At 72.1% G+C, this 24,693-nt stretch carries 25 protein-coding genes, 2 tRNA genes and 1 other RNA gene; 10 read left to right on the top strand and 18 right to left on the bottom strand.

Annotation, left to right across the window (positions count from 1 at the left end; translation table 11 throughout):
* Nucleotides 1-9 precede the first annotated feature (9 nt).
* A complete protein-coding gene (locus B6R96_RS18750) occupies nucleotides 10-738 on the top strand; it encodes a TetR/AcrR family transcriptional regulator (protein WP_081523009.1) in 729 nt (242 codons plus the stop codon).
* Here the strand turns inward: B6R96_RS18750 and B6R96_RS18755 are convergent.
* Both B6R96_RS18755 and B6R96_RS18760 read right to left on the bottom strand, forming a co-directional pair.
* A complete protein-coding gene (locus B6R96_RS18755) occupies nucleotides 728-2,353 on the bottom strand; it encodes an MDR family MFS transporter (protein WP_081523010.1) in 1,626 nt (541 codons plus the stop codon). The genes B6R96_RS18750 and B6R96_RS18755 overlap by 11 nt on opposite strands.
* A 14-nt stretch (nucleotides 2,354-2,367) precedes the next feature.
* Nucleotides 2,368-2,805: a MarR family winged helix-turn-helix transcriptional regulator gene (locus B6R96_RS18760; RefSeq protein ID WP_237291673.1), complete on the bottom strand. Its 438-nt coding sequence runs from the start codon at nucleotides 2,803-2,805 to the stop codon at nucleotides 2,368-2,370.
* A 166-nt stretch (nucleotides 2,806-2,971) separates the two neighbouring features.
* On the opposite strand from B6R96_RS18760, the gene B6R96_RS18765 reads away from it, so the two are divergent.
* Entirely contained in the window at nucleotides 2,972-3,217 is a 246-nt protein-coding gene (locus tag B6R96_RS18765) for a hypothetical protein (protein WP_030384035.1), read from the top strand.
* Between the two features lie 97 nt (nucleotides 3,218-3,314).
* Here B6R96_RS18765 and B6R96_RS38175 read toward each other — a convergent pair whose 3' ends face one another.
* The 10 genes from B6R96_RS38175 to B6R96_RS18810 form a co-directional block, all read right to left on the bottom strand.
* Nucleotides 3,315-3,551 (bottom strand): hypothetical protein, encoded by a 237-nt coding sequence (locus B6R96_RS38175; RefSeq protein ID WP_237291454.1) that lies wholly within the window; start codon nucleotides 3,549-3,551, stop codon nucleotides 3,315-3,317.
* A 608-nt stretch (nucleotides 3,552-4,159) separates the two neighbouring features.
* A complete protein-coding gene (locus tag B6R96_RS18775; RefSeq protein WP_030384037.1) occupies nucleotides 4,160-5,011 on the bottom strand; it encodes an RNA polymerase sigma factor SigF in 852 nt (283 codons plus the stop codon).
* Nucleotides 5,012-5,241: 230 nt separating this feature from the next.
* Nucleotides 5,242-6,066: an RNA polymerase sigma factor SigF gene (locus B6R96_RS18780; RefSeq protein ID WP_237291674.1), complete on the bottom strand. Its 825-nt coding sequence runs from the start codon at nucleotides 6,064-6,066 to the stop codon at nucleotides 5,242-5,244.
* A 285-nt stretch (nucleotides 6,067-6,351) separates the two neighbouring features.
* Entirely contained in the window at nucleotides 6,352-6,513 is a 162-nt protein-coding gene (locus B6R96_RS37710; protein WP_184791566.1) for a hypothetical protein, read from the bottom strand.
* Nucleotides 6,514-6,890: 377 nt separating this feature from the next.
* Nucleotides 6,891-7,214: a hypothetical protein gene (locus B6R96_RS18785; RefSeq protein WP_081523013.1), complete on the bottom strand. Its 324-nt coding sequence runs from the start codon at nucleotides 7,212-7,214 to the stop codon at nucleotides 6,891-6,893.
* Nucleotides 7,215-7,290: 76 nt separating this feature from the next.
* Nucleotides 7,291-7,375 (bottom strand) — tRNA-Ser (locus tag B6R96_RS18790).
* A 134-nt stretch (nucleotides 7,376-7,509) separates the two neighbouring features.
* Complete coding sequence (gene tadA, locus B6R96_RS18795) at nucleotides 7,510-7,938, bottom strand: tRNA adenosine(34) deaminase TadA (RefSeq protein ID WP_107475718.1); 429 nt, start codon at nucleotides 7,936-7,938, stop codon at nucleotides 7,510-7,512.
* Nucleotides 7,939-7,988: 50 nt separating this feature from the next.
* Nucleotides 7,989-8,537: a tRNA adenosine deaminase-associated protein gene (locus tag B6R96_RS18800; RefSeq protein ID WP_030384041.1), complete on the bottom strand. Its 549-nt coding sequence runs from the start codon at nucleotides 8,535-8,537 to the stop codon at nucleotides 7,989-7,991.
* Between the two features lie 446 nt (nucleotides 8,538-8,983).
* Entirely contained in the window at nucleotides 8,984-9,163 is a 180-nt protein-coding gene (locus tag B6R96_RS18805) for a hypothetical protein (RefSeq protein ID WP_030384042.1), read from the bottom strand.
* Between the two features lie 84 nt (nucleotides 9,164-9,247).
* Nucleotides 9,248-10,225 carry a universal stress protein gene (locus B6R96_RS18810; protein ID WP_081523015.1) on the bottom strand — a complete coding sequence of 326 codons (978 nt, stop codon included), beginning with the start codon at nucleotides 10,223-10,225 and terminating at the stop codon, nucleotides 9,248-9,250.
* A 187-nt stretch (nucleotides 10,226-10,412) separates the two neighbouring features.
* On the opposite strand from B6R96_RS18810, the gene upp reads away from it, so the two are divergent.
* Nucleotides 10,413-11,048 (top strand): uracil phosphoribosyltransferase, encoded by a 636-nt coding sequence (upp, locus tag B6R96_RS18815; protein ID WP_030010426.1) that lies wholly within the window; start codon nucleotides 10,413-10,415, stop codon nucleotides 11,046-11,048.
* A gap of 76 nt (nucleotides 11,049-11,124) precedes the next feature.
* On the opposite strand, the gene B6R96_RS18820 is transcribed toward upp, so the two are convergent.
* A complete protein-coding gene (locus tag B6R96_RS18820) occupies nucleotides 11,125-11,796 on the bottom strand; it encodes a LytR C-terminal domain-containing protein (RefSeq protein ID WP_037858805.1) in 672 nt (223 codons plus the stop codon).
* 93 nt (nucleotides 11,797-11,889) lie between these two features.
* Nucleotides 11,890-12,186, bottom strand: coding sequence for a type II toxin-antitoxin system VapB family antitoxin (locus tag B6R96_RS18825; protein WP_030010424.1), 297 nt, complete (start codon nucleotides 12,184-12,186; stop codon nucleotides 11,890-11,892).
* Nucleotides 12,187-12,274: 88 nt separating this feature from the next.
* Between B6R96_RS18825 and B6R96_RS18830 the strand changes: the two genes are divergently transcribed.
* Together B6R96_RS18830 and opcA are read left to right on the top strand one after the other, a co-directional pair.
* On the top strand, nucleotides 12,275-13,957 hold the full coding sequence (locus B6R96_RS18830; RefSeq protein WP_081523016.1) for a helicase HerA-like domain-containing protein: 1,683 nt from the start codon (nucleotides 12,275-12,277) through the stop codon (nucleotides 13,955-13,957).
* 21 nt (nucleotides 13,958-13,978) lie between these two features.
* Nucleotides 13,979-14,911, top strand: a complete 933-nt coding sequence (gene opcA / locus B6R96_RS18835; RefSeq protein ID WP_030384046.1) for a glucose-6-phosphate dehydrogenase assembly protein OpcA — start codon at nucleotides 13,979-13,981, stop codon at nucleotides 14,909-14,911.
* On the opposite strand, the gene B6R96_RS18840 is transcribed toward opcA, so the two are convergent.
* Together B6R96_RS18840 and B6R96_RS18845 are read right to left on the bottom strand one after the other, a co-directional pair.
* The gene (locus B6R96_RS18840) at nucleotides 14,860-15,333 is read right to left on the bottom strand and encodes a cupin domain-containing protein (protein ID WP_030384047.1); all 474 of its coding nucleotides are present in this window, start codon (nucleotides 15,331-15,333) and stop codon (nucleotides 14,860-14,862) included. The genes opcA and B6R96_RS18840 overlap by 52 nt on opposite strands.
* Nucleotides 15,334-15,470: 137 nt before the next feature.
* Nucleotides 15,471-16,097, bottom strand: a complete 627-nt coding sequence (locus tag B6R96_RS18845; protein WP_081523017.1) for an HhH-GPD-type base excision DNA repair protein — start codon at nucleotides 16,095-16,097, stop codon at nucleotides 15,471-15,473.
* Nucleotides 16,098-16,209: 112 nt separating this feature from the next.
* Between B6R96_RS18845 and B6R96_RS18850 the strand changes: the two genes are divergently transcribed.
* Nucleotides 16,210-17,022, top strand: coding sequence for a VOC family protein (locus B6R96_RS18850; RefSeq protein ID WP_081523018.1), 813 nt, complete (start codon nucleotides 16,210-16,212; stop codon nucleotides 17,020-17,022).
* 60 nt (nucleotides 17,023-17,082) lie between these two features.
* Here B6R96_RS18850 and B6R96_RS18855 read toward each other — a convergent pair whose 3' ends face one another.
* Complete coding sequence (locus tag B6R96_RS18855; RefSeq protein ID WP_234437615.1) at nucleotides 17,083-18,042, bottom strand: hypothetical protein; 960 nt, start codon at nucleotides 18,040-18,042, stop codon at nucleotides 17,083-17,085.
* A gap of 391 nt (nucleotides 18,043-18,433) precedes the next feature.
* A tRNA-Ser gene (locus B6R96_RS18860) sits at nucleotides 18,434-18,521 on the bottom strand.
* Nucleotides 18,522-18,628: 107 nt separating this feature from the next.
* Between B6R96_RS18860 and ffs the strand changes: the two genes are divergently transcribed.
* The 4 genes from ffs (at nucleotide 18,629) to B6R96_RS18880 (ending at nucleotide 24,419) form a co-directional block, all read left to right on the top strand.
* An RNA gene (gene ffs / locus B6R96_RS18865) (signal recognition particle sRNA small type) lies at nucleotides 18,629-18,727 on the top strand.
* A 64-nt stretch (nucleotides 18,728-18,791) separates the two neighbouring features.
* The gene (locus B6R96_RS18870; RefSeq protein WP_081523019.1) at nucleotides 18,792-21,008 is read left to right on the top strand and encodes a DNA polymerase III subunit gamma and tau; all 2,217 of its coding nucleotides are present in this window, start codon (nucleotides 18,792-18,794) and stop codon (nucleotides 21,006-21,008) included.
* Between the two features lie 60 nt (nucleotides 21,009-21,068).
* Nucleotides 21,069-22,322: a phosphoribosylamine--glycine ligase gene (purD, locus tag B6R96_RS18875; protein ID WP_081523020.1), complete on the top strand. Its 1,254-nt coding sequence runs from the start codon at nucleotides 21,069-21,071 to the stop codon at nucleotides 22,320-22,322.
* A gap of 288 nt (nucleotides 22,323-22,610) precedes the next feature.
* Nucleotides 22,611-24,419, top strand: a complete 1,809-nt coding sequence (locus tag B6R96_RS18880) for a hypothetical protein (RefSeq protein WP_081523021.1) — start codon at nucleotides 22,611-22,613, stop codon at nucleotides 24,417-24,419.
* Nucleotides 24,420-24,693: the final 274 nt, after the last annotated feature.

Raw genomic sequence — 24,693 nt, forward strand, 5'->3', positions numbered from 1 at the left:
GGTGCCTGCATGGTGACCGCGGCCGATCCCGGCGAGACCCGGACCAGTGTGTGGTTGGCCGCGAGGCCCGCCGCACCCGCCAGACGCCGCAGCGAGGCACCCTCCGGGCTGGACCGGGACCGGATCACCGCCGCCACCGTGCGGCTGCTCGACGCCGACGGGCTGGCCCGGTTCTCGATGCGGCGGCTCGCCGCCGGGCTGGGGGTGACCGCGATGTCCCTGTACTGGTACGTGGACACCAAGCAGGATCTGCTCGAACTCGCCCTCGACCGCGCGCTCGGCGAGGTGAGGCTGCCGGCCGCGGCCGCGGCGGGTGCGGCGGAGGGCGGTGGGGCGGGCTGGCCGGGCCGGTTGCAGACGCTGGCCCGGAGCTACCGGCGGGTGCTGGCGGACCACCCATGGGTGGCTCCGCTCACCGCCGCGTACCCGAACATCGGCCCGCACGCGCGGGCCTTCGACGCCGCTCTCCAGCGGCTGTTGGACGCCACCGGCCTGGTGGACGCGGCACGGACCGGCGCCCACCTGGCCGTCTCGCAGTTCCTGCACGGATGCGGCGGGACGGTCCGGCGGGCGCCGGAGGGCGACTTCTGCCTCGCGCTCGACGTCCTGATCGCGGGCATCGAGGCCAAGGCACCGGCCGGGCGGGCGTCGACCGCTCAGGCACTGGCCGGCCAACCACCGGCCGGGCGGGCGTCCACCGCTCACGCACCGGCCGGGCAGGCGCCGGCTAGGCCTTGACGACGGCCTCGGCGGGGGTCGCCCCGGTCGAAGCCGCGGCCGGGGCGTGGGCCGCCGGCTTCGACTTCAGGGCGACCTCCTTGATGAACACCACCAGCACCAGTCCGAGCAGCGCGAACGGGGCGGCGTAGAGGAAGACGTCGCCGACGCCGTGCCCGTACGCGGACTCGATGACCTCGCGGAACGGCGCGGGCAGCTTGTCCAGGTCGGGGATCCCGCCCCCGGCGGTGCCGCCGTGGCCCAGGGCCGCGGCCTTCGGACCGAGGGCGGTGAGGCCGTCCTGGACGTAGTGGGTGACCCGGTTGGCCATGACCGCGCCCAGTGCGGAGACGCCCATGGCGCCGCCGAGGGAGCGGAAGAAGGTGACGACCGAGCTGGCCGCCCCCAGGTCCTCGGGGGCCACCTGGTTCTGGGTGGCGAGGACCAGGTTCTGCATCATCATGCCGAGACCGAGGCCGGTCACCGCCATGTAGATCGCGATGTGCCAGTAGGGGGTGTCGTAGCGGAGGGTGCCGAGCAGGCCCAGGCCGGCCGTCAGCAGGACGCCGCCGGAGACCAGCCAGGCCTTCCACTTTCCGGTCTTGGTGATCACCTGACCGGAAAGGGTGGAGGAGACGAAGAGGCCGGCGATCATCGGAATCGTGAGGATTCCGGACATTGTCGGGGACTCACCGCGGGCCAACTGGAAGAACTGGCTGAAAAACACGGTGCCCGAGAACATGGCGATGCCCACGAACAGGGAGGCCGCCGAGGCCAGGCTGATGGTCTTGTTGCGGAACAGCCGCAGCGGGATGATCGGGTCGCTCGCGCGGGACTCGACCAGGAGGAAGAGCAGGCCGAGCACGAGCGCGCCGCCCGTCATCGCCCAGGTCTGCCAGGAGATCCACTCGTAGGAGTCGCCGGCCTGCGTGACCCAGATCAGCAGCAGCGAGACGGCGCCGCTGATCAGGAAGGCGCCCAGCCAGTCGACCTTGACGTCGCGGCGCACGACCGGGAGGTGCAGGGTGCGCTGGAGCACGATCAGGGCGATGATCGCGAACGGCACGCCGACGTAGAAGCACCAGCGCCAGCCCAGCCACTCGGTGTCGGTGATGACACCGCCCAGCAGCGGGCCGCCGACGGTGGCGACGGCGAAGACCGCACCGAGGTAGCCGCTGTAGCGGCCGCGCTCGCGCGGGGAGATCATCGCGGCCATCACGATCTGCGCCAGGGCCGACAGGCCGCCGACGCCGATGCCCTGGACCACGCGGCAGGCGATCAGCGTGCCGGTGTTCTGGGACAGGCCCGCGACCACGGAGCCGAGGACGTAGATCACGAGGGATATCTGGACCAGCAGCTTCTTGCTGAAGAGGTCCGACAGCTTGCCCCACAGCGGGGTGGCCGCCGTCATCGACAGCAGGGCGGCGGTGACCACCCACGTGTACGAGGACTGGGTGCCGCCGAGGTCGCTGATGATCTGGGGCAGTGCGTTCGAGACGATCGTGGACGACAGGATCGCCACGAACATGCCGAGCATCAGCCCGGACAGCGCCTTCATGATCTGGGGGTGGGTCATGGTCACGGAGGTGTCCATGGACGCGGGTGGGGTGTCGGTTGTCGTCTCCGACTGGGCCATGTCTTTCCTTACCTCTAGAAGCTCGATCGGAGTCGGGCCAGCAGGGTGTTGAGTACGTCGATGTCCTGGGGGGACCAGCCGCGGAGGGCTCGTTCCAGCGAGGCCGTGTAGCGGGCGCCGAGCTCGGCGAGCAGCGCCCGTCCGGCCGGGGTGAGCCGCAGGATCCGGCAGCGTCCGTCGACCGGGTCGATCTCTCTTTCGATCCAGCCGCGGTCGGCGATGTGCGTGACGTGCCGGCTGGTCACCGAGATGTCGACCGCCATGAACTCGGCCAGCCGGCTCAGGCGCATCTCCCCGTGCCGGTCCAGCACCGTCAGGACGGCGGCCGCGCCGGGCGGGCAGTCCGGGGGCAGGCTCCGGGCGAGCTCGCGCTTGACCGCGCCGATCCCGGTGAGCTGGCGGGCCAGCTCCGCGTACGGAGTGCCGGGAGCGCTCGGGGAGGTGGTCGTGATGGCCGTGGCGGCCGGAGTGCGCTCGGTCGTGGGTGCGGTCTGCACGGTCACCGGGTTCCCCCATCTTGTTGCTTGAGGCAACCATAGAAGCGAATGGTTGCTACAGGCAAATGAATCTGGGGGTGGGGCGGTAAAGGAATCGGAAAACCGGCTAGGGTCCTGCTCCATGGCTGACAACCACAACTCACAGGTCCCCGAGGGCAACTACGACCCCGCGGGCAGCACGCAGATGTTCCGGGCCTTCGTCGAGGAGGCCGCACCGGCCCGCCAGGCGGGTCCCGGATCCCGTCAGCAGCGCCGCGCCGAGCAGCAGCAGGAGCGGTCCGGGTCCTCGAACCCGGCCGTGAAGGTGGGGCTGGTCCTCGCCCTCGTGCTCGTCATCGGCGTGGTGGCCTGGGTGGCCCTGACCTGACGGCCCCGGGCGGCGCCCCGCGAACGCCCCGCCCCGACCTCGCCCCGCCCTGCCCCGGCGCACCCCGGGTCGACAGCCCTGGCCCGGCCGCCCCGGCTCAGCTCCAGGTGGCGGTGACCTTCCGGGTGTCCACGTGCATGCCCAGCGGCACCCGCCAGGACTCCACGCACACCGTGTAGGCCTGGGTCTTCGAGGCCCCGCCCGCCAGGGGCGCCGGCAGGGGCTGGCTCGTGGTGATCGTGGCCCAGTCAACCCCGAGCGCGCCGATGATGTGCGTCGCGAAGCTCACCGTGCCCGAGCGGGCTGCGGTGGTCCCGGTGTTGGTGAAGGTCACGGTGACCCGCTCGCACCAGCGGTCGGCCGCGGCCGACCGGGCCGGCGCGGACAGCGTCAGGCGGGCCGGCGTGGAGGCAGGCGTGCCCGGCGCGGTCGGGCCCGGCCCGGTGGGCGGGCCGGTCGGCGTGCCCGGCGCGGTCGGCCCGGTGGGCGGCCTCGGCGTGCCCGGCCCTGCGGGCGTGCCGGGGGGCGGTGGGGCGCTGCCCGGCCCTGCGGGCGTGCCGGGGGTGTTCCCGGAGCCGCCGGGGGCGGTGGTCGTGGCTCCGCCCGGGGCGGGACCGCCCGGGGCCGTAGATCCCGCGGGACCGGACGTCGTATCGGGGGATTCTGCGGACGCGGAGGCTCCGCCCGCCGCGTCCGGGGCGCCGAGCTGCTGGAATTCCACCTGGCCGCGCGGTGCCACGTTCTCCCCCGCGCCCCGTTCGGGGCCCGGGGCCGCGGCGCCCACGGCGACATAGCCGTCCCGGGCCGGGCCGCCGCAGCCGGTGAGGCCGGCGGCGGCCGTGCAGCACAGGGCGAGGAGGGTGGTGGCGGCGGCTCGCGATCCCTTTCGCATCGCGCCAGTTTTCCTGACGCATCGTCAATTGGGAAGCGCGAGGCGCCTGGTCACTCCCCGATGAGGCCCACGCGCAGCTGTGCCAGAGTGCGGGTCAGCAGCCGGGAGACGTGCATCTGGGAGATGCCGACCTCCTCGCCGATCTGCGACTGCGTCATGTTCGCGAAGAACCGGAGCATGATGATCTGCCGTTCCCGGGGCGGGAGTTTGGCGAGCAGCGGCTTCAGGGACTCGCGGTACTCGACGCCCTCCAGTGCGGTGTCCTCGTAGCCGAGGCGGTCCGCGAGGGAGCCCTCGCCGCCCTCGTCCTCGGGGGAGGGCGAGTCGAGCGAGGAGGCGGTGTACGCGTTGCCGACGGCGAGGCCGTCGACCACGTCCTCCTCCGAGACCCCGAGCACGGCGGCGAGCTCCGGCACGGTCGGCGAGCGGTCCAGCTTCTGGGCGAGCTCGTCGCTGGCCTTGGTCAGCGCCAGGCGCAGTTCCTGGAGCCGGCGCGGGACGCGGACGGACCAGGAGGTGTCCCGAAAGAATCGTTTGATCTCGCCCACGACGGTCGGCATCGCGAACGTCGGGAACTCGACGCCGCGTTCGCAGTCGAAGCGGTCGATCGCCTTGATCAGGCCGATGGTGCCGACCTGGACGATGTCCTCCATCGGCTCGTTGCGGCTGCGGAACCGGGCGGCCGCGTAGCGCACGAGCGGCAGGTTCAGCTCGATCAGGGTGTCCCGTACGTACGCCCGTTCGGGGCTGTCCGCATCCAGGGCGGCAAGTCGCTGGAAGAGGGAGCGGGAGAGGGTACGGGTGTCGATGGCTTCCGAGCGGTCGGACGCTACAGGTGCTGTCGGCGCAGGCACGCTCTTGACGAGCGTGAGCACCTTGGAGCTGCCCTGGTCTACGGACATGCCACCCCCTTGAGGTCGCGGACGGTCGCGTTCGGCGCGCCCGTCGGAGGAACGCAGCCTCCACCTGAATACCGGAGGCGGGGCTGCGGCAAACGCGGTTCACGCAGAATGTCACATGTCGGCAACGCGCTGTAGCGCCATGTCGACATATATCTCCAGCGACAGAAGGGGTCTGGAGTCGATCAGTCCGATCTGTCGGGAAACGTGCGAATGATCTCCACTCGTTCCGGTTACGCCTCGATCCTGTTTGCGGATCTCAGTCGGGCGAAGCTCCGGGCCAGGAGTCGGGAGACGTGCATCTGGGAGACGCCGAGCTCCATGCTGATCTGTGACTGCGTCAGATTGTTGTAGTACCGCAGGAGCAGGATCCGTTGCTCGCGTTCGGGCAGTTGTACGAGGAGGTGGCGGACGAGGTCGCGGTGCTCGACCCCGGCCAGCTCCGGGTCCTCGTAGCCGAGGCGGTCCAGCAGTCCGGGCATGCCGTCGCCCTCCTGGGCCGCCTCCAGGGAGGTCGCGTGGTAGCTGCGCCCGGCCTCGATGCAGGACAGCACCTCGTCCTCGGTGATGCGCAGCCGCTCGGCGATCTCGGCGGTGGTCGGGGTGCGGCCGTGGAGGGTCGTGAGGTCCTCGGTGGCGGCGTTGACCTGGACCCACAGCTCGTGGAGGCGGCGCGGTACGTGGACGGTGCGGACGTTGTCGCGGAAGTACCGCTTGATCTCGCCCACGACGGTCGGCATCGCGAAGGTCGGGAACTGCACGCCGCGGTCCGGGTCGAACCGGTCGATGGCGTTGATCAGGCCGATGGTGCCGACCTGGACCACGTCCTCCATCGGCTCGTTGCGGCTGCGGAAGCGGGCGGCCGCGTACCGGACGAGCGGGAGGTTGGCCTCGATCAGCGCCCCGCGCACCCGGCTGTGCTCGCTGGTGCCCGGCTCCAGGCCCTTCAGCTGCCCGAAGAGGACCTGGGTGAGGGCCCGGGTGTCCGCACCCCTGCTCGGGGGTCTCGGTGCGACCGGGGGCTCCTCGGGCGGCGCCTGGAGGGGCTCCTGGCGCATCTCCCGCTGGGGCTCCGACTGGGGCGGCACCTGGGGGTCCTGCTGGGGTGGCACTTGAGGCGCAGTACTGGCCGGCACGGTCACGCCACCCCTTCAGTCAACTCTCATCCATCAAAAGCGGTCATAGCATCACAAGAGATGTGCACTGTGTGCAAGCACCGTATATCGCCGTGTTGAGGGCAAGTTGGGCATAAGGGGGCATTATGCCCAGTGGTGGGTATACAAAAAGCCCCCCACCCGTCGGAGTGGGGGGCCGGAAGTCCGGGAACCGCTTCAGCGTACGGGTCAGCGCACCAGTTCGGTCATGAACTCGCCGATGCCGGATGCGGCATCCGATATCCCCTGGAAGCCTATTTCGACGATCTCGGCAGCCCTCTTCGGCTGGGTGATGATCACGAAGAGGACGAACACGGTGAGGGCACCCGTGATGAGCTTCTTGGTGTCCACGTGCGGGCGGCCTCCCCAACCGGTCCTTGCAAGTCGGGTGAGTCTAACCGGTCAGGATTGGGCCCTCACCTGTCCTTTAAGGACCAATGACCCGGTACTCCGGGTCCTTTGCCGTGCAGCGGCGGGGTGCGGCGGACGCACGATTGATGCGAGCCCACCGGTTCTGGCAGGAAACCGGTGGGTGAGGGACAGGACCTCACTGCGGGGTCCGAGCCGCGAGCTTCCCCCTGACTGCGGCCCGGACCGGCAGGTCCGTCCTCGTCGGGGGAAGTGGCTTGTCCCCCCGATGCCACTTCCCCCGTCCCGTGCGTCGAAGGTCCCGACCGGTGGTCGGGGCCTTCAACGCGTCGTCCCGGCCCCGGCGATGTTCCCGGGTCCTACTGCAGGCCGCCGGCGAGGTCCGTGAGGGGCTGTACGGGCGCGATGACCGGGGCGAGATGGTTGGGCAGTTCCATCAGCGCGTTGAGCTGGTTCGCGCCGGCGCTGAGCTGCGACCCGATCTCCTGTACGGACGCGGGCTGGGCCCCCGCCGGCATGCCCGGGGCGGCCGCCGGCAGGTCCGGCAGGGTGAGCGGGGAGATCGGGGCGGCCGAGGCGGCGGGAGCGGCGAAGCCCGCGGCGGCCCCCGCGAGGGCGATGGCGGCGAGCATGCGCTGGGTCTTGGTCATGCCGTGACAACGGCCGAAGGGGCGGGCGGTCACGCGGGTGTCCTCCGGAGAGCGGATCGGACATACGCCGAGAGCCCCGACCCTTGCGGGGCGGGGCTCTCGATCGAAGCGGTAGTGGAGGGATTTGAACCCCCGATGGGTTGCCCCATACTCGCTTTCGAGGCGAGCTCCTTCGGCCACTCGGACACACTACCGAGATGGATCCTAGCCTAAGGACCCCCATCCGCCGAAATCGGCGTCCCCGGGGTGTCTGCGCAGCCTCTCCGGGGCGTCTGTGAGGGCGTGGCAGACGCCGTGCGCAGGGTTTCCCCGGTCCCGCTCCGGCCGGTCAGAGTTCCCGGAAGAAGTCCTTCAGCTGCTGCGCGCACTCCTGCGCGAGGACACCGCGGACCACCTCCGGGCGGTGGTTGAGCCTGCGGTCGCGCACGAGGTCCCACAGCGACCCCGCGGCGCCCGCCTTCTCGTCGTCCGCGCCGAAGACGACCCGGGCGACCCGCGACTGCACGAGCGCGCCCGCGCACATCACGCACGGCTCCAGGGTCACCACGAGGGTGCACCCCGGAAGCCGCCACTCCCCGAGCTCGGCGGCCGCCCGGCGCAGCGCCAGTACCTCGGCGTGCGCCGTGGGATCGCCGGTCGCCTCGCGTTCGTTGTACCCGGTGGCGAGGACCCTCCCGTCCGGGCCCAGCACGACGGCGCCGACCGGCACATCGCCGGCCGGCACCGCCCGGGCGGCCTCCTGGAGCGCCAGGCGCATGGAGTCCCGCCACGGATCCCGTACGGGATCGCCGGTGTTCTCGGGGAGCACTAGCGGACGGCCTCCAGGACCTCGGTGGCGCCGAGGGACTCGGCGATCTCCGAGAGGGCGTCCCCGTCCAGGGTCATCAGTTGTTTGTTGGTCACCCCGAGGTCGTCCAGCAGCATCGGGTCGCCGAGCGGACCGGCCGGTACCGGCTCCGCGCCGGCCCCGCCCGCCTCGTCCTCGTCGGCGTCCTCGTCCGTGAACGCGGCGACGGCATCCTCCTCGCCGTCCTCGGTGCCGTCGAGGTCCAGGTCGTCGAGTTCGTCGTCCTCCTCGTCGCTGCCCAGCAGCTCTTTGGTCAGCATCGAGCCGTAGGAGCTGCGGGCGGCCGCGGAGGCGTTCGATACGAAGTACCGCGGGTCCTCCTCGCCGTCCACGCGGACGACGCCGAACCAGGCGTCCTCCTGCTCGATGAGGGCGACCACCGTGTCGTCGTCGACAGCGGCGGACCGGGCGAGATCGATCAGATCACTGAGGGACTCGACGTCGTCGAGTTCCATGTCGCTCGCTTCCCACCCGTCTTCGGTGCGCGCGAGCAGTGCGGCGAAATACACCGTGACTCTCCCACTGGTCTTAGGCGTGCCGGTTGGAGGTCCCCCCGGCCGGAGGATGGGGCAGAACGGCTGTGCTGCTCGCCGCCCGTACCCCGCCCAATCGGCATCGTGGCAGAAACAGCGGCTTTGCGAGAGGTCTTCCGCGCTTGCGTCGTGCCGCGCCGTGTCCCGGCGGGGGCCGTGCGGGGTTGCGGCGCCGGGGCGGCGGGGCCGTATCGGGGAGTGTGGGGCGGGCGGTGCGGCCCGGACGTGTCGCGGCGTGCCGGGGCCGGCGGCCGCGCGGTGCACGCCCGCCCGGGCCGGATCCGGTCCGCGGGGCCGGAATGCCCCGGGTCATCGCTGATCGGCGGCTGTCGGCGGTGGCGTGGCGATGGTGGCGGTGGTGGTGGAGATGGCCGGTGGTGCATCGGGGTGCGTGCCGGTGCTTGTCGGCCAGTTCCGGGGGACTACCAGCGGAAAGTACGCATCCGCATCTGCTGGCGCATACGCGCCGCACGGGCGCGGCGGGGCTGGACGCGATCGCGCAGCTCGCGCGCCTCCATCAGGTCGCGCAGGAACTGCGCACGGCGGGCCCGGCGCTGCGCCGCGGTCTCCGGCGCCTCGTCGTTCGGCTGCGTCTCGGGCATCGGCCACCACCCTGGGCTGGTCGGTCGTCCCCCCTTGGACCCACCTTCCCCCGGTCGGGCCGTTTGATGCCACCCCGCCGCAGGTCAGGCATCGTCCTTGAGGGTCGGGACCACCGCGACCGGGCCGTGCGCGTGGTGGAGCACCGCGTGGGCCACCGAGCCGATCATCATGGACATGGCGGTGCGTCGGGGGTGGTGCCGGCCCACCACGACCAGCGCCGCCGCGCGGGAGGCGGTCACCAGCCGGCCGGCCGGGTCCCCGGGCACCGCCGCCTGCTCGACCGGGACGTCCGGAAAGCGCTCGCGGAAAGGCGCCAGCCGCTCCGTCTGGGACCGCAGCATCTCCCGTTCGGCCGGTACGCCGTCCCCTTCGTCGGCCAGCCCTTCCGGCGGGATCACGGCGAAGGGGCTGTCGATCACCAGGGTCGGCGAGGGCGGGATGGCGTACGCGGAGACCACCTGGACGGTGGTCCCCCGCACGGCCGCTTCCATGAAGGCGAAGGTCAGTACGTCGTCGGGGGTCTCGGCGGCGTGCAGCCCGAGCACCACCCGCCCGGCCGACTCCTCCGCCTCGGCGTCGGCGTCCGCGCTGCGTTCCGCGTGCGGGACCACCACCACCGGGCAGGCGGCCGTGCTGGCCACGGCCCGGCTGCTGGAGCCCAGCAGCAGGCTGGCGAAGCCGCCGCGGCCCCGCGAGCCCATCACCAGCATCCGGGCCCGCGTCCCGATCACCCGCAGCGCCTCCGGCACCGAGCCCTCCAGCGCCTCGTACGTGACCCAGTCGGGCAGCCCGGAGCCCTCGCCGGCGCCCTCGCCGGAGCCGTCGCCGCCACCACCGAACAGGGACCGGATCCAGTCGCGCACGGGGTCGGCGAACTCCTCGGGCTGCGAGGCGTCGTGCAGCGACGCCCGGCGTCCCGCATACAACTGGGCGTGGTCGGGCAGTACATGGGCGACCAACAGCGGGCAGCCGTGCCGGAGGGCCTCGGTCCGCGCCCAGTCCAGGGCCCTGAGGCTGTGTTCCGATCCGTCGACGGCCGCGATCACCGGTGTGTTGCTCATCAGTCCAGCCTGCTGGGCGTCCGAGCGGGGCGCATCCGCAGGGCCGCGCCGGGAGCTTGCGCAGGGCCGCGCCGGGCGCGGCCGCCGCTTCGGACGCGAAGGGGCCGCGTCAGCGCGTAGCCTTTTGGGTGCAGGTCGCGTCGTGCGACCGTTTTTGCAGGTCGCAGGCTGAGTTTTGGAGGATGTTGTGCGTTTGCAGGTCGTCGATCACCCCTTGGTGGCGCACAAACTCACCACCCTGCGCGACAAGCGCACCGACTCCGCCACCTTCCGGCGGCTCGCCGACGAGCTGGTGACCCTGCTCGCGTACGAGGCCACCCGGGACGTGCGCACGGAGCAGGCCGACATCGAGACCCCGGTCGCCCCGACCACCGGTGTGAAGCTCTCGCACCCGCGCCCGCTGGTCGTCCCGATCCTGCGGGCCGGCCTCGGCATGCTCGACGGCATGGTGCGGCTGCTGCCGACCGCCGAGGTGGGCTTCCTGGGCATGGTCCGCAACGAGGAGACCCTGGAGGCCTCCACGTACGCGACGCGCATGCCGGAGGACCTCTCGGGCCGCCAGGTCTACGTCGTCGACCCGATGCTCGCCACCGGCGGCACGCTGGTCGCGGCGATCCAGGAGCTGATCAAGCGCGGCGCCGACGACGTCACGGCCGTGGTGCTGCTGGCCGCGCCCGAGGGCGTCGAGATCATGGAGCGCGAGCTGGCGGGCACGCCGGTGACGGTGGTGACGGCCGCCGTGGACGAGCGGCTCAACGAGCACGGCTACATCGTGCCGGGCCTGGGCGACGCGGGCGACCGGATGTACGGCTCGGCCGAGTAGCAGAGCGGTACGGGCCGTACGGGCGCCCGCTGCGGCCGTACGGCTCCGTCGAGCCGTACGGCGGCGGTTCGGCGCTTCAGCAGTTCTTGGGCGCGGGCGCGGGGTTGGCCAGGAGGGCCAGCGCCTTGTCCGCGTCCTCCTTCGTACTCAGCTCCTTGAAGGCGTCGCCCAGGATCAGGTCGACGTCCGCGGTCTCGCGGGTGTCGGTCTGCTGGGTGGTGCCGGCGAGCTGCGTGCCGAGTACGGAGAAGACGGCCTTGTCGGTCGTGGGGGAGCCCAGCAGTATCCCGGTGCCGGGGACCTTCTTGTCGAAGTCGGCCGGGGCGTTGCCCACCTTGCCGATCACGAAGCCGCGCTTGGCCAGCTCGTCACCGACGGCCTTGGCCAGACCCGCGCGCGGGGTCGCGTTGTAGACGTTGACCGTGATCTCCCCGGGCGGGGGGAGCACGACCGCCGGTTTGGCGGCGGCCGAGGCGGTGGAGGCGGCGGCGGGGCCGCCCTTGGCAGCGGCTTCGGGAGGCGTGGTCGGGCAGTCCTTGGCACCCGCAGCCGTGTTCCGCTTGGGGCTGTCGCCCCGGAACACGTCGATGAGCTGCAGGGCCCCGTAGCCGACCAGGGCCAGCGCAAGGATCGAGCCGAGCACGGCGAGGACGATCCGGGTACGGCTCCGCTTACGACTCATACGGGGGTAGGCGGCTCCCGTGACGCGGTACTTTCCGCCCATGCCGGGGGGAGTGAGCATGCTCATGGGCGCAGCGTAGTGCGGCCCGGTGGCGATGCCTACTAAATGATCTGCTGATAGGTCAATGGTGACCCGAAAGGCGCAATCCAGACGAAGCCGTCAGTCCATCTCGAGGACGCGCGCGTGCAGGACCTGGCGCTGCTGGAGGGCGGCGCGCACGGCGCGGTGCAGCCCGTCCTCCAGGTAGAGGTCGCCACGCCACTTCACGACGTGGGCGAACAGGTCGCCGTAGAACGTGGAGTCCTCGGCGAGCAGCGTTTCGAGGTCCAGCTGGCCCTTGGTCGTCACGAGCTGGTCGAGCCGGACCGGGCGCGGCGCGACGTCCGCCCACTGCCGGGTGGTTTCCCTGCCGTGGTCGGGGTAGGGCCGTCCGCTTCCGATGCGCTTGAAGATCACACGGAAAGCCTACCGGGCCGGTGCGTGCGGGCGCAGCCTCGCGACGGTGGTGCAAAAGTGACGAACAGCGCTATTTGGGGAGTGATGCATGAGCGAGAGCACCGACTCCGCCGTCCCGGCGGACCAGACGGGCGGGACGGCCGGGGCATCCGAGGCAGCCGACGCGGCTGACGCGGCCGAGGCAACCGACGCCGCCGACGCGGGACCCGCCGGGCAGATCGCCGCCGGGTACGCCTTCACCGGACCCGCCCTCGACCTCGGAGCCCTCCTCTGGGAGGGCCGGTGCCTGCCCGAGCGTCAGATCCGCATCCCCCTCGCGATGCTCAACCGCCACGGGCTCGTCGCCGGAGCCACCGGCACGGGCAAGACCAAGACGCTCCAGCTCATCGCCGAACAGCTCTCGGCGGCCGGCGTTCCCGTCTTCCTCGCCGACATCAAGGGCGACATCTCGGGGATCTCGGCGCCCGGGACGGCGGGCGGGCGGATCGACGAACGTGCCCGCGACGTGGCCCAGTCGTGGGAGCCCACCGGGTACCCCTGCGAGTTCTACTCGCTCGGCGGGATCGGCCCCGGGATCCCGGTCCGGTCGACGGTCACCAGCTTCGGCCCGGTGCTCATGTCCAAGGTGCTCCAGCTCAACCAGACGCAGGAGCAGTCCCTCGGCCTGATCTTCCACTACGCCGACACCAAGGGCCTGGAGCTCATCGACCTCAAGGACCTGCGCGCGGTCGTCGCCTTCCTCGTCTCCGACCAGGGCAGAGCCGAACTCAAGGGGATCGGCGGACTGTCCACCGTGACGGCCGGGGTGATCCTGCGGGCGCTGACCGCCTTCGAGCAGCAGGGCGCCTCGGAGTTCTTCGGCGAGCCCGAGTTCGACACCAGTGAGTTCCTGCGTACGGCCGCCGACGGGCGCGGACTGGTCTCCGTACTGGAACTCCCGGCGGTGCAGGACAAGCCGCAGCTCTTCTCCACCTTCCTGATGTGGCTGCTCGCCGACCTCTACAACGACCTGCCGGAGGTCGGCGACCTGGAGAAGCCCAAGCTCGTCTTCTTCTTCGACGAGGCGCACCTGCTCTTCAACGGGGCCTCGAAGGCCTTCCTCGCGTCCATCACCCAGACGGTCCGCCTCATCCGCTCCAAGGGCGTCGGCGTCTTCTTCGTCACCCAGACCCCCAAGGACGTGCCGGCGGACGTGCTCGCGCAGCTCGGCAACCGGGTGCAGCACGCACTGCGCGCCTTCACCCCCGACGACGCCAAGGCGCTGAAGGCGACCGTGAAGACCTTCCCCCGCTCCGCGTACGACCTGGAGGAGCTGCTCACCCGGCTGGGGACCGGCGAGGCGGTCATCACCGTGCTCAGCGAGAACGGCGCCCCGACCCCGGTCGCGGCGACCCGGCTGCGGGCCCCGCAGTCGCTGATGGGGCCGATCGCGGCGGCGGACCTGGAGCAGGCCGTGAAGTCCTCGCTGCTCCACTCGCGCTACGCGGAGCCGATCGACCGCGAGTCGGCGTACGAGAAGATCACCGCCGAACAGGCCGCCGCGGAGGCGCAGGCGGAGGCCGCCGCGGCCGCCGCCGAGGCCGAGAAGCAGGCCAAGGCGGCGGAGAAGGAAGCCGCGCGGGCCGCGCGCAGCGCACCGAAGCCGGATCCCTCGCTGGCCGAGCAGGTGGTGGGGAGCGGGCTGTTCCGCTCGCTGGCCCGCTCGATCGGCACTCAACTGGGAAGGGAGATCTCCCGCTCGATCTTCGGTACGGCGCGCAAGCGGCGGTGACGCGGTGACAGACTCTGGCCCATGCGGACCGAACTCACCGACACCACGTCCAGCAAGGTCAACCGGGCCCTGCTCGAAGCCCGCCGGGCGATAGGCAGCCCGACCATGGGCCTGGTGCTGACCCTTGTGATCGTCACCGACGAGGAGAACGCCTACGACGCCGTACGCGCGGCCTCCGAGGCCTCGCGCGAACACCCCTGCCGCATCATCGCGGTCATCAGGCGGACCTCGCGCGGTCCGCTCAAGCTCCGCGCCAACCGGGTCGACGCCGAACTCCGGGTCGGCTCGGACGCGGGGACCGGCGAGATCGTGCTGCTGCGCCTGCACGGTGCGCTGACCGAGCAGGCCGGCTCGGTCGTCCTGCCGCTGCTCCTGCCGGACGCGCCCGTGGTGGCGTGGTGGCCGGCCGACGCTCCCACCGACCTGGCGGGCGACCCGCTGGGCGCGCTCGCGCAGCGCCGGATCACGGACGCGGCCGCCGCCGCCGACACGATCGGTGTGCTCGACGAGCGGGCCGCCGGCTACCAGGCCGGCGACACCGACCTGGCCTGGACCCGGATCACGTCGTGGCGGTCGCTGCTGGCGGCCGCCCTGGACCAGAAGCCGCTGCCGGTGACCGGCGCGTCGGTGGAGAGCGAGCCCGACAACGCGAGCGCGGAGCTGCTGGCGCGCTGGCTGGAGGACCGGCTGGGCGTGCCGGTGGACCGGGTGGCGAGCGAGGGCCCGGTGATCACCCGGGTCAGCCTGCACACCACGGGCGGGGAGATCCGCGTGGACCGGCCCGCGGGCGTGCTGGCCACCCTGAGCCTGCCGGGGAGCCCCGACCGCAAGGTGGCCCTGAAGATCCGCAGCGGCGCCGAACTGATCGCGGAGGAACTGCGCCGCCTCGACGCGGACGTGGTCTACGGCTCCGCGCTGCGGCGGCGCCCGCTCCAGACGGAGCTCTCCGCGTAGTGGTTGTCGTAGGTCGCCGAGCTGTCCTTGATGTCCTGCACGGTGGCCTCGCCCGCGTTGACCCGGCCGAGGAGCCGGTAGTAGTCGAAGCGGCCCATGCCGGGGGTGAAGCCGACGAAGACGGCGGCGGTGTGGCCGGCGGCGGGGGCGAAGGCGTGCTTGACCCCCGGCGGGACCGCGATGAAGTCGCCGGCGCCCAGGGTGTGGATCTCGTCGTCGACGAGGATGTCGAGCCGTCCGGCGGTGACGTGGAAGAACTCGGTGGCCTTGGTGTGGAAGTGCACCGGGGCGCCCGCCGCGCCCTCGTCGAAGGTGGCGGTGTTGCAGGTGAGTTCGGCGGTGTCGGTGAGCAGCGTGATGAGGCTGCCGGGGGCGTCCTGGATGGCTTCGGCGGTGGCGGCGCGGGTCGCGATCTCTGTCATGTCCACCAATCTAGGGCCTCGAAAGACCGGTATCAGGGGTCAATCCCTGCCTGGAAACACCGGTCAATTCGCCGCCGCTCCACCGCCTGACCAGGCGAGGGGGGCGGGACCAGGACCCGCCCGCGCTCCGGCCGGCCTTACCCGCCCTCTGCCTTGACCGCCGTGCCCGCCTTGCCCGCCTTGGCGGCCTTCGCGGCGGCCTTCATCTCCTGCTTGTGCGCCCGCACCTTCGCCAGGGACTCCGGGCCCGTGATGTCGGCCGCCGAACGGTAGACGTTCGCCGGGCCGTACCCGCCCGCGGCCTCCCGCCAGCCCGTCGGCCGCACGCCGAACCGCTTGCCCAGCAGGGCGAGGAAGATCTGCGCCTTCTGCTCCCCGAAGCCCGGCAGCGCCTTGAGGCGCGTCAGCAGCTCCTGCCCCGTCGTGGCGTCGGCCCACACCGCCTCCGCGCTCCCGCCGTAGTGCTCGACGAGGTACGCGCACAGCTGCTGGATCCGTGTCGCCATCGACCCCGGGTACCGGTGGACGGCGGGCTTCTCGGAGAGCAGGGCGGCGAAGGCCTCCGGGTCGTACGCGGCGATGGTGTGCGCGTCGAGGTCGTCGGCGCCCAGCCGCTGGGCGATCGTCCAGGGTCCCGAGAACGCCCACTCCATCGGCACCTGCTGGTCCAGCAGCATTCCGACGAGTGCGGCGAGCGGGCTGCGGCCGAGCAGCGCGTCCGCCTCCGGCTGCTGTGCCAGCCGGATGGTGATGTCCTTGTCCATGGCTCCAGCGTCCCGCCTGGGCGCGCTCCCCGCGCGGTCGCCGCACCGCGCGCCTAGCGTGAGTACGACCGTCTACGACGACGACAGGTACGAGACGAGGAGTCGATCGACCATGGCTGAGTTCCCCGAAGGCGCTCCGTGCTGGGTGGACGCGATGTTCGCGGACGTGGAAGGGGCCAAGACCTTCTACGCGGACGTGCTGGGCTGGACCTTCGGCGAGTCCAGCAGTGAGTACGGCAACTACACGCAGGCCTACTCCGACGGCAAGGCCGTCGCGGCCGTCGTCCCGCCGATGCCGGGGGCCGACGCCCCCTCGCAGTGGTGCCTGTACTTCGCCTCGTCCGACGCGGCGGCCACCGCCGAGAAGGTCACGGCGAACGGCGGTGAGGTCCTGATGGGCCCGATGCAGGTCGGAACCTTCGGCACGATGCTGATCGCGAAGGAGCCGAGCGGCGCGGTCTTCGGCGTCTGGCAGCCCGGCGAGCACAAGGGTTTCGAGAAGATGGGCGAGGCGGGCTCGTACGCGTGGGCGGAGGTCTTCACCCGGGAACCGGCGAAGGCGGACGCCTTCCTGCCGAAGGTCTTCCCGTACGGCGTCCAGCAGATGGACGCGGGCGACGACCCGGAGGTGGCCGGCATGGACTTCAAGGTCTTCAGTGCAGGGGACGGCGGGAACCCGGTGCTGGGCCGGATGAAGATGGGCGACGAGTTCCCGCCCGAGATCCCGTCGTACATCCAGATCTACTTCGGCGTGCCGGACTGCGACGAGGCGGTGTCGAAGACGCAGAAGCACGGCGGGAAGCTGCACTTCGGGCCGATGGACAGCCCGTTCGGCCGCTTCGCGGCGGTGACGGACCCGCAGGGCGCCGCGTTCGCAGTGATCGACATGTCGACAACGGTGGGTGAGATGCCGAGCTTCGGCTGAGCCCGGGCCCGGAGCCCTGCCGTGCCGCCGCGTCCGGCGCCACGGCAGGGCTGCGGTGCTCTAGTCGAACAGCACGAACTTCTCGCGGGTGATCCACTGATCGCTGACCTCGACGGTCCTGGCGATGACCTCGGGATAGCGATCCGCGAGGTAGACCTGCTCGATCTCTTCGCCGGTCTTCCGGTCCTCGATGACCTTCGTGCCGCCGATCTTCATCTTCTTCAGGGTGCCGATCGTTTCTCCCGCGATCAGGGCGTTGAAGGCCTTGATCGCCTGGGCGGACTGCTGGACGCTGTCGCGGCTGACGCGGCCCTTGTTCACGTTGATCATGGTGTTCGTGTAGATGGCCCGCGGGTCCCGCCCGACGAACTCCTTGCTGGCCTCGCCGACGCAGTCGAAGAACAGGTCGGCGACGTGCTCCGGCCAGGTCTCGGTGATGATCCTGTAGGCGACGATCAGGCCGGTGGCGCTCGCGTGGCACTGCTTGCCCTTGGCGGTGAGGCGGATGATGCGGTCCTCGCTGACGGGCCATGTCTCCACCCACCCCTGCAACTGCTCGGCCGTGGGCCTGCCGTTGGTCCACCGGGTCCAGTGCAGGCCGGCGAGGCGGTTGCTGAGGATCTTCAGGGCGGCGCCGTACACGTTGGAGTTGCTCTGCTTCATCTCGGTCAGCTGGGCGACGAAGTCGCCGGCGGTCCGCACGCGCCCCCCGTCGATGGCGGCGAAGGTGTCGGGGTCCATGTTGTAGGTGACCTGGCTGGTCACCGTGATCCCGGTCTCCAGGAGCGCTGCCGCCCGGTGCTGTCCGTCGATGAGGCAGCCGTGCCAGTCGAGCGCGAAGCCCTGGTGGGTGGTGCGGTACTGGCCGCTCCGGAGGATGGCCTTGAACTTGTCGATGTTGGAGCGCTTGAGTGGAACGCGGTTGCATGTCCGCTTGTCCATCCAGCTCTTGCAGGTTTCGGGTGTCACCTCGATCGTCTCGGTGTAGACGGCCGGGATGCTCTTCCCCTCGCTGGCCACGCTGCCCCCTCGTTCCTGTGCGCGGGGGCCGTCCGGTGCTGCCGCCCACCGCCCCCATTCGATCTTGCTTGGGGGAAACCTATGAAGGGTCGGAAGGGGAAGGGTCCGCATGTCCGGAAGTGGCAGTCATTGATCGGACTGAGGTGGTTCTCGGATGTTTTTGGCGCCGATTCCGCGGGTTCTGTCTGCTTGAGCCGGTACGAGCCTCCCTCGGGAAGGAGCGGAGCAGAGCTCTCGGCGCCACCCCGAGCCGGAATGTCAGCTTCTGCGCATCCCGTGGGCCTCCGTCGAACTCCGGAACGCGAGGGACGTCGACGGCACGGAGGTGGAAAACGTAGAAGGGCCCCGCTGCAAGCAGCGGGGCCCTTCTACAACGTGCCCGGTGAGGCACTGGCGGAGGATACGAGATTCGAACTCGTGAGGGGTTGCCCCCAACACGCTTTCCAAGCGTGCGCCCTAGGCCACTAGGCGAATCCTCCGCCGCAAACAATACAAGACGTTGAGGGGTGCTCGCGAACGTGATCGTCGGGCGGAGGTCCGGTCGGGGTCCGGCTCGATTCCGGGGCCTTCCATCCGCTAGGGTGGGGCCAGCCCCTCACGTGGCGCTATCTCACCCAACTCCCCCAGGGCCGGAAGGCAGCAAGGGTAAGTGGGCTCTGGCGGGTGCGTGGGGGGCGCTTTGCGTTCCGGGCGACCTCCGTGCACATCGCGGGCCGCTGATGTCGGTGGGCCCGGATAACCTCGTATACGTGTCGTCCCTTGCGCTGTACCGCCGCTACCGCCCCGAGTCGTTCGCCGAGGTCATCGGGCAGGAGCATGTCACTGCCCCGCTGATGCAGGCCCTGCGGAACAACCGGGTCAATCACGCGTACCTGTTCAGCGGGCCGCGCGGGTGCGGCAAGACCACCAGTGCGCGCATCCTCGCCCGGTGCCTGAACTGTGAGCAGGGTCCCACTCCCACCCCCTGCGGGGAGTGCCAGTCCTGCCGGGACCTGGCCAGGAACGGGCCCGGGTCCATCGACGTCATCGAGATCGACGCCGCCTCGCACGGTGGTGTGGACGATGCCCGTGACCTGCGCGAGAAGGCCTTCTTCGGGCCGGCGTCCAGCCGCTACAAGATCTACATCATCGACGAGGCCCACATGGTCACCTCGGCGGGCTTCAACGCCCTGCTGAAGGTGGTCGAGGAGCCGCCGGAGCACCTCAAGTTCATCTTCGCCACCACGGAGCCGGAGAAGGTGATCGGGACCATCCGGTCCCGGACGCACCACTACCCCTTCCGCCTCGTGCCGCCCGGCACCCTGCGGGACTACCTGGGCGAGGTCTGCGGGCGCGAGGGCGCCAAGGTCGAGGACGGCGTGCTGCCGCTGGTCGTGCGGGCCGGCGCCGGCTCCGTGCGTGACTCGATGTCCGTCATGGACCAGCTGCTCGCCGGCGCCGCCGACGACGGCGTGACGTATGCCATGGCCACCTCGCTGCTCGGCTACACAGACGGCTCGCTGCTCGACTCCGTCGTCGACGCCTTCGCCGCCGGGGACGGGGCGGCCGCGTTCGAGGTCGTCGACCGGGTCGTCGAGGGCGGGAACGACCCGCGCCGGTTCGTCGCCGACCTGCTGGAGCGGCTGCGCGACCTGGTGATCCTGGCCGCCGTACCGGACGCCGGGGAGAAGGGGCTGATCGACGCCCCCGCCGATGTCGTGGAGCGGATGCAGGCCCAGGCGTCCGTGTTCGGGGCGGCCGAGCTGTCGCGCGCCGCCGATCTGGTCAACACCGGGCTCACCGAGATGCGCGGCGCGACCTCGCCCCGGCTGCAGCTGGAGCTGATCTGCGCCCGGGTGCTGCTGCCCGCCGCCTTCGACGACGAGCGGTCCTTCCAGGCCCGGCTCGACCGGCTGGAGCGCAGCGGCGCCGCCGCCGCCTTCGCCGCGCCGCCGGCCGCGGGTCCCGCCATGGGCTACGTGCCCGGGCCCGAGGCGCATCCCATGGCGCCGGCCGGTCCCGGTGGAGGTGTCGCCGCCGTGCGTGCCGCGGCCGGGGTGCCCGCTCCCGAGCCGGTTCAGGCCGCGCCCGCGCCCGCGCCCGCCGCTCCCGCCCCCGCGGCTCCCGCGCCCGCTCCGGCAGCTCCCGCCGCCGCTCCTGCTCCCGCAGCTCCTGCGCCCGGCGCCTGGCCCGGTGCCGCGCAGCCCGGGAGCGGGGCCCCCGGAGCCTGGCCGGGAGCCGCGGCCGCCGCAGCACCGGCGTCCGCCGCCGCGGCCCCCGCCGCCGGTGCCTGGCCCAGCGCCGCCGCGCCCGCGTCGGCTCCCGCACCCGCGCCCGCCGCCCCGGCCCCCGCTCCTGCGGCGGCCCCCGCGGCCGCCGCCCCCTCCCCCGGCATGGCCGCCGGAGCCGGACAGGTGCAGGCGATGTGGCCCGGCGTGCTGGAGGCCGTCAAGAACCGGCGCCGCTTCACCTGGATCCTGCTCAGCCAGAACGCCCAGGTCACCGGCTTCGACGGGACCACCCTCCAGCTGGGCTTCCCCAATGCGGGCGCCCGCGACAACTTCGCCAGCAGCGGCAGCGAGGACGTGCTCAAGGCGGTCCTGGCCGAGCAGTTCCAGGTCAACTGGAAGATCGAGGCCGTCGTCGGCGGTGGATCCCCCGCCCCGGTCCAGCCCTCCTCGTACGGCTCCTCGTACGGCGCGCCGGCCGCGCCCGCCCCTGCCTACAGCCCGCCGCCCCCGGCGCAGCCGCAGCAGCCCTCCACCCCGCAGACCCCGTCCGCGCAGCAGTACCCGGCGCAGCAGCAGTCCCAGCAGTCGGCTCCCGCCCCGCAGCCCCCCGTGCAGCAGGCACCCCCGCCGGTGGCCCCCGAGGACGACCACGCGGAGGACGACGATCCCGACCTGGTCGAGAGCGCGCTGACCGGACACGACCTGATCGTGCGCGAGCTCGGAGCCACCGTTGTGGAGGAATACACAAATGAGTAGCCGGTCCTGATTGGGTGGCCGCACGAAGGCGGCCGCCCTTCCCGGGCTAGGCTGAGCGGCGTGAAGGTCCTCGTCATCGGCGGCGGCGCCCGCGAACATGCCCTGTGCCGCTCTCTGTCCCTCGACCCCGCCGTCTCCGCCCTGTACTGCGCTCCCGGCAATGCCGGTATCGCCGACGTGGCCACGCTGCGCCCGGTCGACGCCCTCGACGGCGACGCCGTCGCCACTCTCGCCACCGAACTGGCTGCCGACCTGGTGGTCGTCGGCCCCGAGGCCCCACTGGTCGCCGGCGTCGCCGACGCCGTGCGCGCCGCCGGGATTCCCGTCTTCGGGCCGTCCGCCGAGGCGGCTCAGCTCGAAGGCTCCAAGGCCTTCGCGAAGGACGTGATGGCCGCGGCCGGGGTCCCGACCGCGCGCAGCTACGTCTGCACCATCCCCGAGGAGGTGGACGAGGCCCTCGACGCCTTCGGCGCCCCGTACGTCGTCAAGGACGACGGCCTCGCGGCCGGCAAGGGCGTCGTCGTCACGGACGACCTGGCCGTCGCCCGCGCGCACGCGCTCGCCTGCGACCGCGTGGTCATCGAGGAGTACCTCGACGGTCCGGAGGTCTCCCTCTTCGCCATCACCGACGGCGTCACCGTGGTGCCGCTCCAGCCGGCGCAGGACTTCAAGCGCGCCCTGGACGGCGACGAGGGCCCCAACACCGGCGGCATGGGCGCGTACTCCCCGCTGCCCTGGGCCGACCCGAAGCTGGTCGACGAGGTCATGGAGCTGGTCCTCCAGCCGACCGTCGACGAGCTGCGCCGCCGCGGCACCCCCTTCTCCGGGCTGCTCTACGCCGGCCTCGCGATCACCGGCCGCGGTACCCGGGTCATCGAGTTCAACGCCCGCTTCGGCGACCCCGAGACCCAGGTGGTCCTGGCCCGGCTGCGCACCCCGCTCGCGGGCGTCCTGCTGAACGCCGCCAACGGCACCCTGGACGCCCTGCCCCCGCTCGTCTGGCGCGAGGATGCGGCCGTCACCGTGGTCATCGCCTCCCACAACTACCCCGAGACCCCCCGCACCGGGGACCCGATCGAGGGCCTGATCGAGGTCGCCGCCGAGGACGAGCCCGATGCCTACGTGCTGCACGCCGGGACCCGGCGCGAGGGCAACACCGTGGTCAGCGCGGGCGGCCGCGTGCTGTCGGTGACGGCGACCGGTTCTGATCTGGCGCAGGCCCGTGCCAAGGCGTATAAGGCGGTGGCGCGCATCCGTCTCGACGGCTCGCAGCACCGCACGGATATTGCGGCCAAGGCGGCCGAGGGCCGCTGACCAGCGGCTCCGCAGACCCGCGGGCCCGGTGCGCACCTCGTGCGCCCGGGCCCGCGGGCGCGTTCGCGTGCGACTGCATCCGGCCGCGTTCGAACGCATCCACCTTTGCCCAAAGCCATTCCATCGGGTGATCGTCACCCGGTCTGCCTGACGCCCGCGCGTGCCCCAACTAGGGTGCGATGCCAAGCATTCCGGCACTTGGCCCACCGGCATTGCGATGTCAGTGGCGGGTGTCACAGTGGGGGAGTGAGCAACGTCGCCGCAGGGCAGAGGGGGTGAGGTCCGGCCGTGTCCGGAACCGGTTCGATCTTGGAAGCGGGCGTGCCGTCCGCGCGTTCCCGCGCTCTGGCCGTGCTGCGTGTGCGCAGCAGGGCCTTGGCCGTCGGGCTGCTGCCCGCCGCCCTCGCGGTGGTGCTGGTCGCCGCCCGGGCGACGGGCCGACTGGCCGGTGACCCCTGGCCCACGGTGACCCTCGTGGTGTGCGCGGTCGCCGCGCTGGTGCTCCTCGTCGGCGGCGCCTTCGCCGCCGTGGTGCTGCGTGCGAGCCCCGCCGTGACGCCGACGGTGCCGCTCTCGGAGGCCGCCGCGCCCGATCTCTACCGACTGGTGCGGGACCTGGCCGACCGGATGGACGTGCCGCCGCCCTCGGCGATAGCCCTGACGCCCGACTGCGACAGCTGGCTGGAGGACCGCACGCACGCGGCCCACCGGCGCGGCGCCGCCCGCATGGCCGCGGGCGGGGCCGGACGTACCTCGGAGCCCGGGCCGGAGTCCGCGCCGGGCGCCGCCCCCGTGCTGGTGATCGGTTCGCCCTTCCTCTGGTGGATGAGGGTCGCGGAGCTCCGGGCGGTCCTCGCGCCCGTCGTCGCCGGTACGGGACCTTCCGCGCACCCGGACATAGCCGACGCGCGTGGATTCGTACGGGGCCTGGACGCCGCCGTGGACGTGGGCAGCAGACGGGGCCTCGGCTGGATCGCCCCGCCGGCCCGGCTGCTGCTGCGGCTGTGCCGGACGGACGCCGCCGAGATGGAACGCGGGGTGGCCGCGGCCGCCTCCGAGCGTGCACAGGGTGTGGACTACGGGCTGCGGATCGTCGCCCAGGAGCAGGTCGGCCTCGCCTACGCGGGCTGGGACCGGCTGCTGACCCGGGTCGCACTGCCCGCATGGCGGATGGGCCGCTGGCCGGCGCACCTCGACGCCGGGGTGGTCTCCGCGCTGACCGAGCTCTCCCGACGGGACCGGCTGGCCGAGGGGTTCACCTCGCGGCTCGGCGAGCGCCCCGCCTGTGACCTGCTGGAGCAGCCCGGGCTGATCGACGAGGCGACCTCGCTGCTCGCCGCGCGGCTCTTCCACGGAGGTCCGGCCGAGGCCGGGCCGGACTGGTCCCCGGTGGACTGGACGGCGTATCCGGAGGAGGTCGTGGACCGCAAGTGGCGGACGGAGGCGGCCCGCCTGCACGCGGCGCTGGACGCCCTGGCCGTTCCGGCGGGACGGCCGCCGGGCACCTCGGGATCCACGGCTCCCAAGGCTTCTACGGCACCCACCGCGCCCGCCGCCCCGGCCGCGTCGAGCGGCTCCGCCGGGTCCGCGGCCCTGCCCGGATCCTCGGGTCCCACCACGCTCGCGGCCGCCGACTCCCCGCCGCCCACCGCGGACGGCTTCGCCGGGCCCACCCTGGAGCGGGTGCTCGGCTACCTCACGGACCTCGGCGGCGAGGGCGCGGCCGGTGAGGCGCTGGCCGGCCGGATCAGCGGCGAGCTGGCCCGCGAGGAGCGGGCCGCCGGACCGGCCGGGGGAGCCGCGAAGGCGCGCGGCGCGGACGCCGTCCCACTGTTCCCGCTCCAGCCGCCGCGCAGCGGCCGGGACCTGCTGGCCGACCACGTGACGGCGATGGTGTGCTGTGCGGCCGTGGACTCGGCCGGAGCCGCCCCCGGCCTGGACTGGCTCGACGGGCCGGTCCTGCTGGTCGGCGGCGACCGCCGCTCCGACCTGGCGCCGCGCGTGCTGTGCCTGGTCGAGGAGGGAAACCCGGAGCCCCTGCGGGACTGGCTCTCGGCCCTCGGCGTCCGGCCGGAGAAGCCGGTCCGCCTGGTCTGAAGCGGGCCGCGCCGCCCGCCCGGAGCCGCCGCAGGAGCCGCACCGGGAGCCGTCGCGGGAGTCCCCGGGAGGGTGACGGCTCGTACGGACAACCGGATGCCAATGTTCCGGTCCCGTCAATTCGCGACGAACAGTGACGGACTGCGTGCGTTATGTGATGTGCTGGGACCGGTCGCAGCTGAGTGCCCTGAAGCGGGTGGCGAAAAACGCCGCCCCGGCTCGGCGGTGAGCCGCCTACCGAGGCGATGTACGCCGGTTCGGGGGAGCGAGGGAG

Source organism: Streptomyces sp. Sge12 (genome assembly GCF_002080455.1).
GTDB lineage: Bacteria > Actinomycetota > Actinomycetes > Streptomycetales > Streptomycetaceae > Streptomyces.

Coding starts and splice junctions, on each gene's coding strand:
- B6R96_RS18765 (WP_030384035.1), top strand. CDS start 2,972: ATGGCTGACAACCACAACTCACAGGTCCCCGAGGGCAACTACGACCCC.
- opcA (WP_030384046.1), top strand. CDS start 13,979: ATGCGGACCGAACTCACCGACACCACGTCCAGCAAGGTCAACCGGGCC.
- B6R96_RS18850 (WP_081523018.1), top strand. CDS start 16,210: ATGGCTGAGTTCCCCGAAGGCGCTCCGTGCTGGGTGGACGCGATGTTC.
- B6R96_RS18810 (WP_081523015.1), bottom strand. CDS start 10,225: ATGAGCAACACACCGGTGATCGCGGCCGTCGACGGATCGGAACACAGC.
- B6R96_RS18820 (WP_037858805.1), bottom strand. CDS start 11,796: ATGAGCATGCTCACTCCCCCCGGCATGGGCGGAAAGTACCGCGTCACG.
- B6R96_RS18750 (WP_081523009.1), top strand. CDS start 10: ATGGTGACCGCGGCCGATCCCGGCGAGACCCGGACCAGTGTGTGGTTG.
- B6R96_RS18845 (WP_081523017.1), bottom strand. CDS start 16,097: ATGGACAAGGACATCACCATCCGGCTGGCACAGCAGCCGGAGGCGGAC.
- B6R96_RS18830 (WP_081523016.1), top strand. CDS start 12,275: ATGAGCGAGAGCACCGACTCCGCCGTCCCGGCGGACCAGACGGGCGGG.
- tadA (WP_107475718.1), bottom strand. CDS start 7,938: ATGCGCCTGGCGCTCCAGGAGGCCGCCCGGGCGGTGCCGGCCGGCGAT.
- B6R96_RS18840 (WP_030384047.1), bottom strand. CDS start 15,333: ATGACAGAGATCGCGACCCGCGCCGCCACCGCCGAAGCCATCCAGGAC.
- B6R96_RS18805 (WP_030384042.1), bottom strand. CDS start 9,163: ATGCCCGAGACGCAGCCGAACGACGAGGCGCCGGAGACCGCGGCGCAG.
- B6R96_RS18755 (WP_081523010.1), bottom strand. CDS start 2,353: ATGGCCCAGTCGGAGACGACAACCGACACCCCACCCGCGTCCATGGAC.
- B6R96_RS18780 (WP_237291674.1), bottom strand. CDS start 6,066: ATGCGCCAGGAGCCCCTCCAGGCGCCGCCCGAGGAGCCCCCGGTCGCA.
- B6R96_RS18775 (WP_030384037.1), bottom strand. CDS start 5,011: ATGTCCGTAGACCAGGGCAGCTCCAAGGTGCTCACGCTCGTCAAGAGC.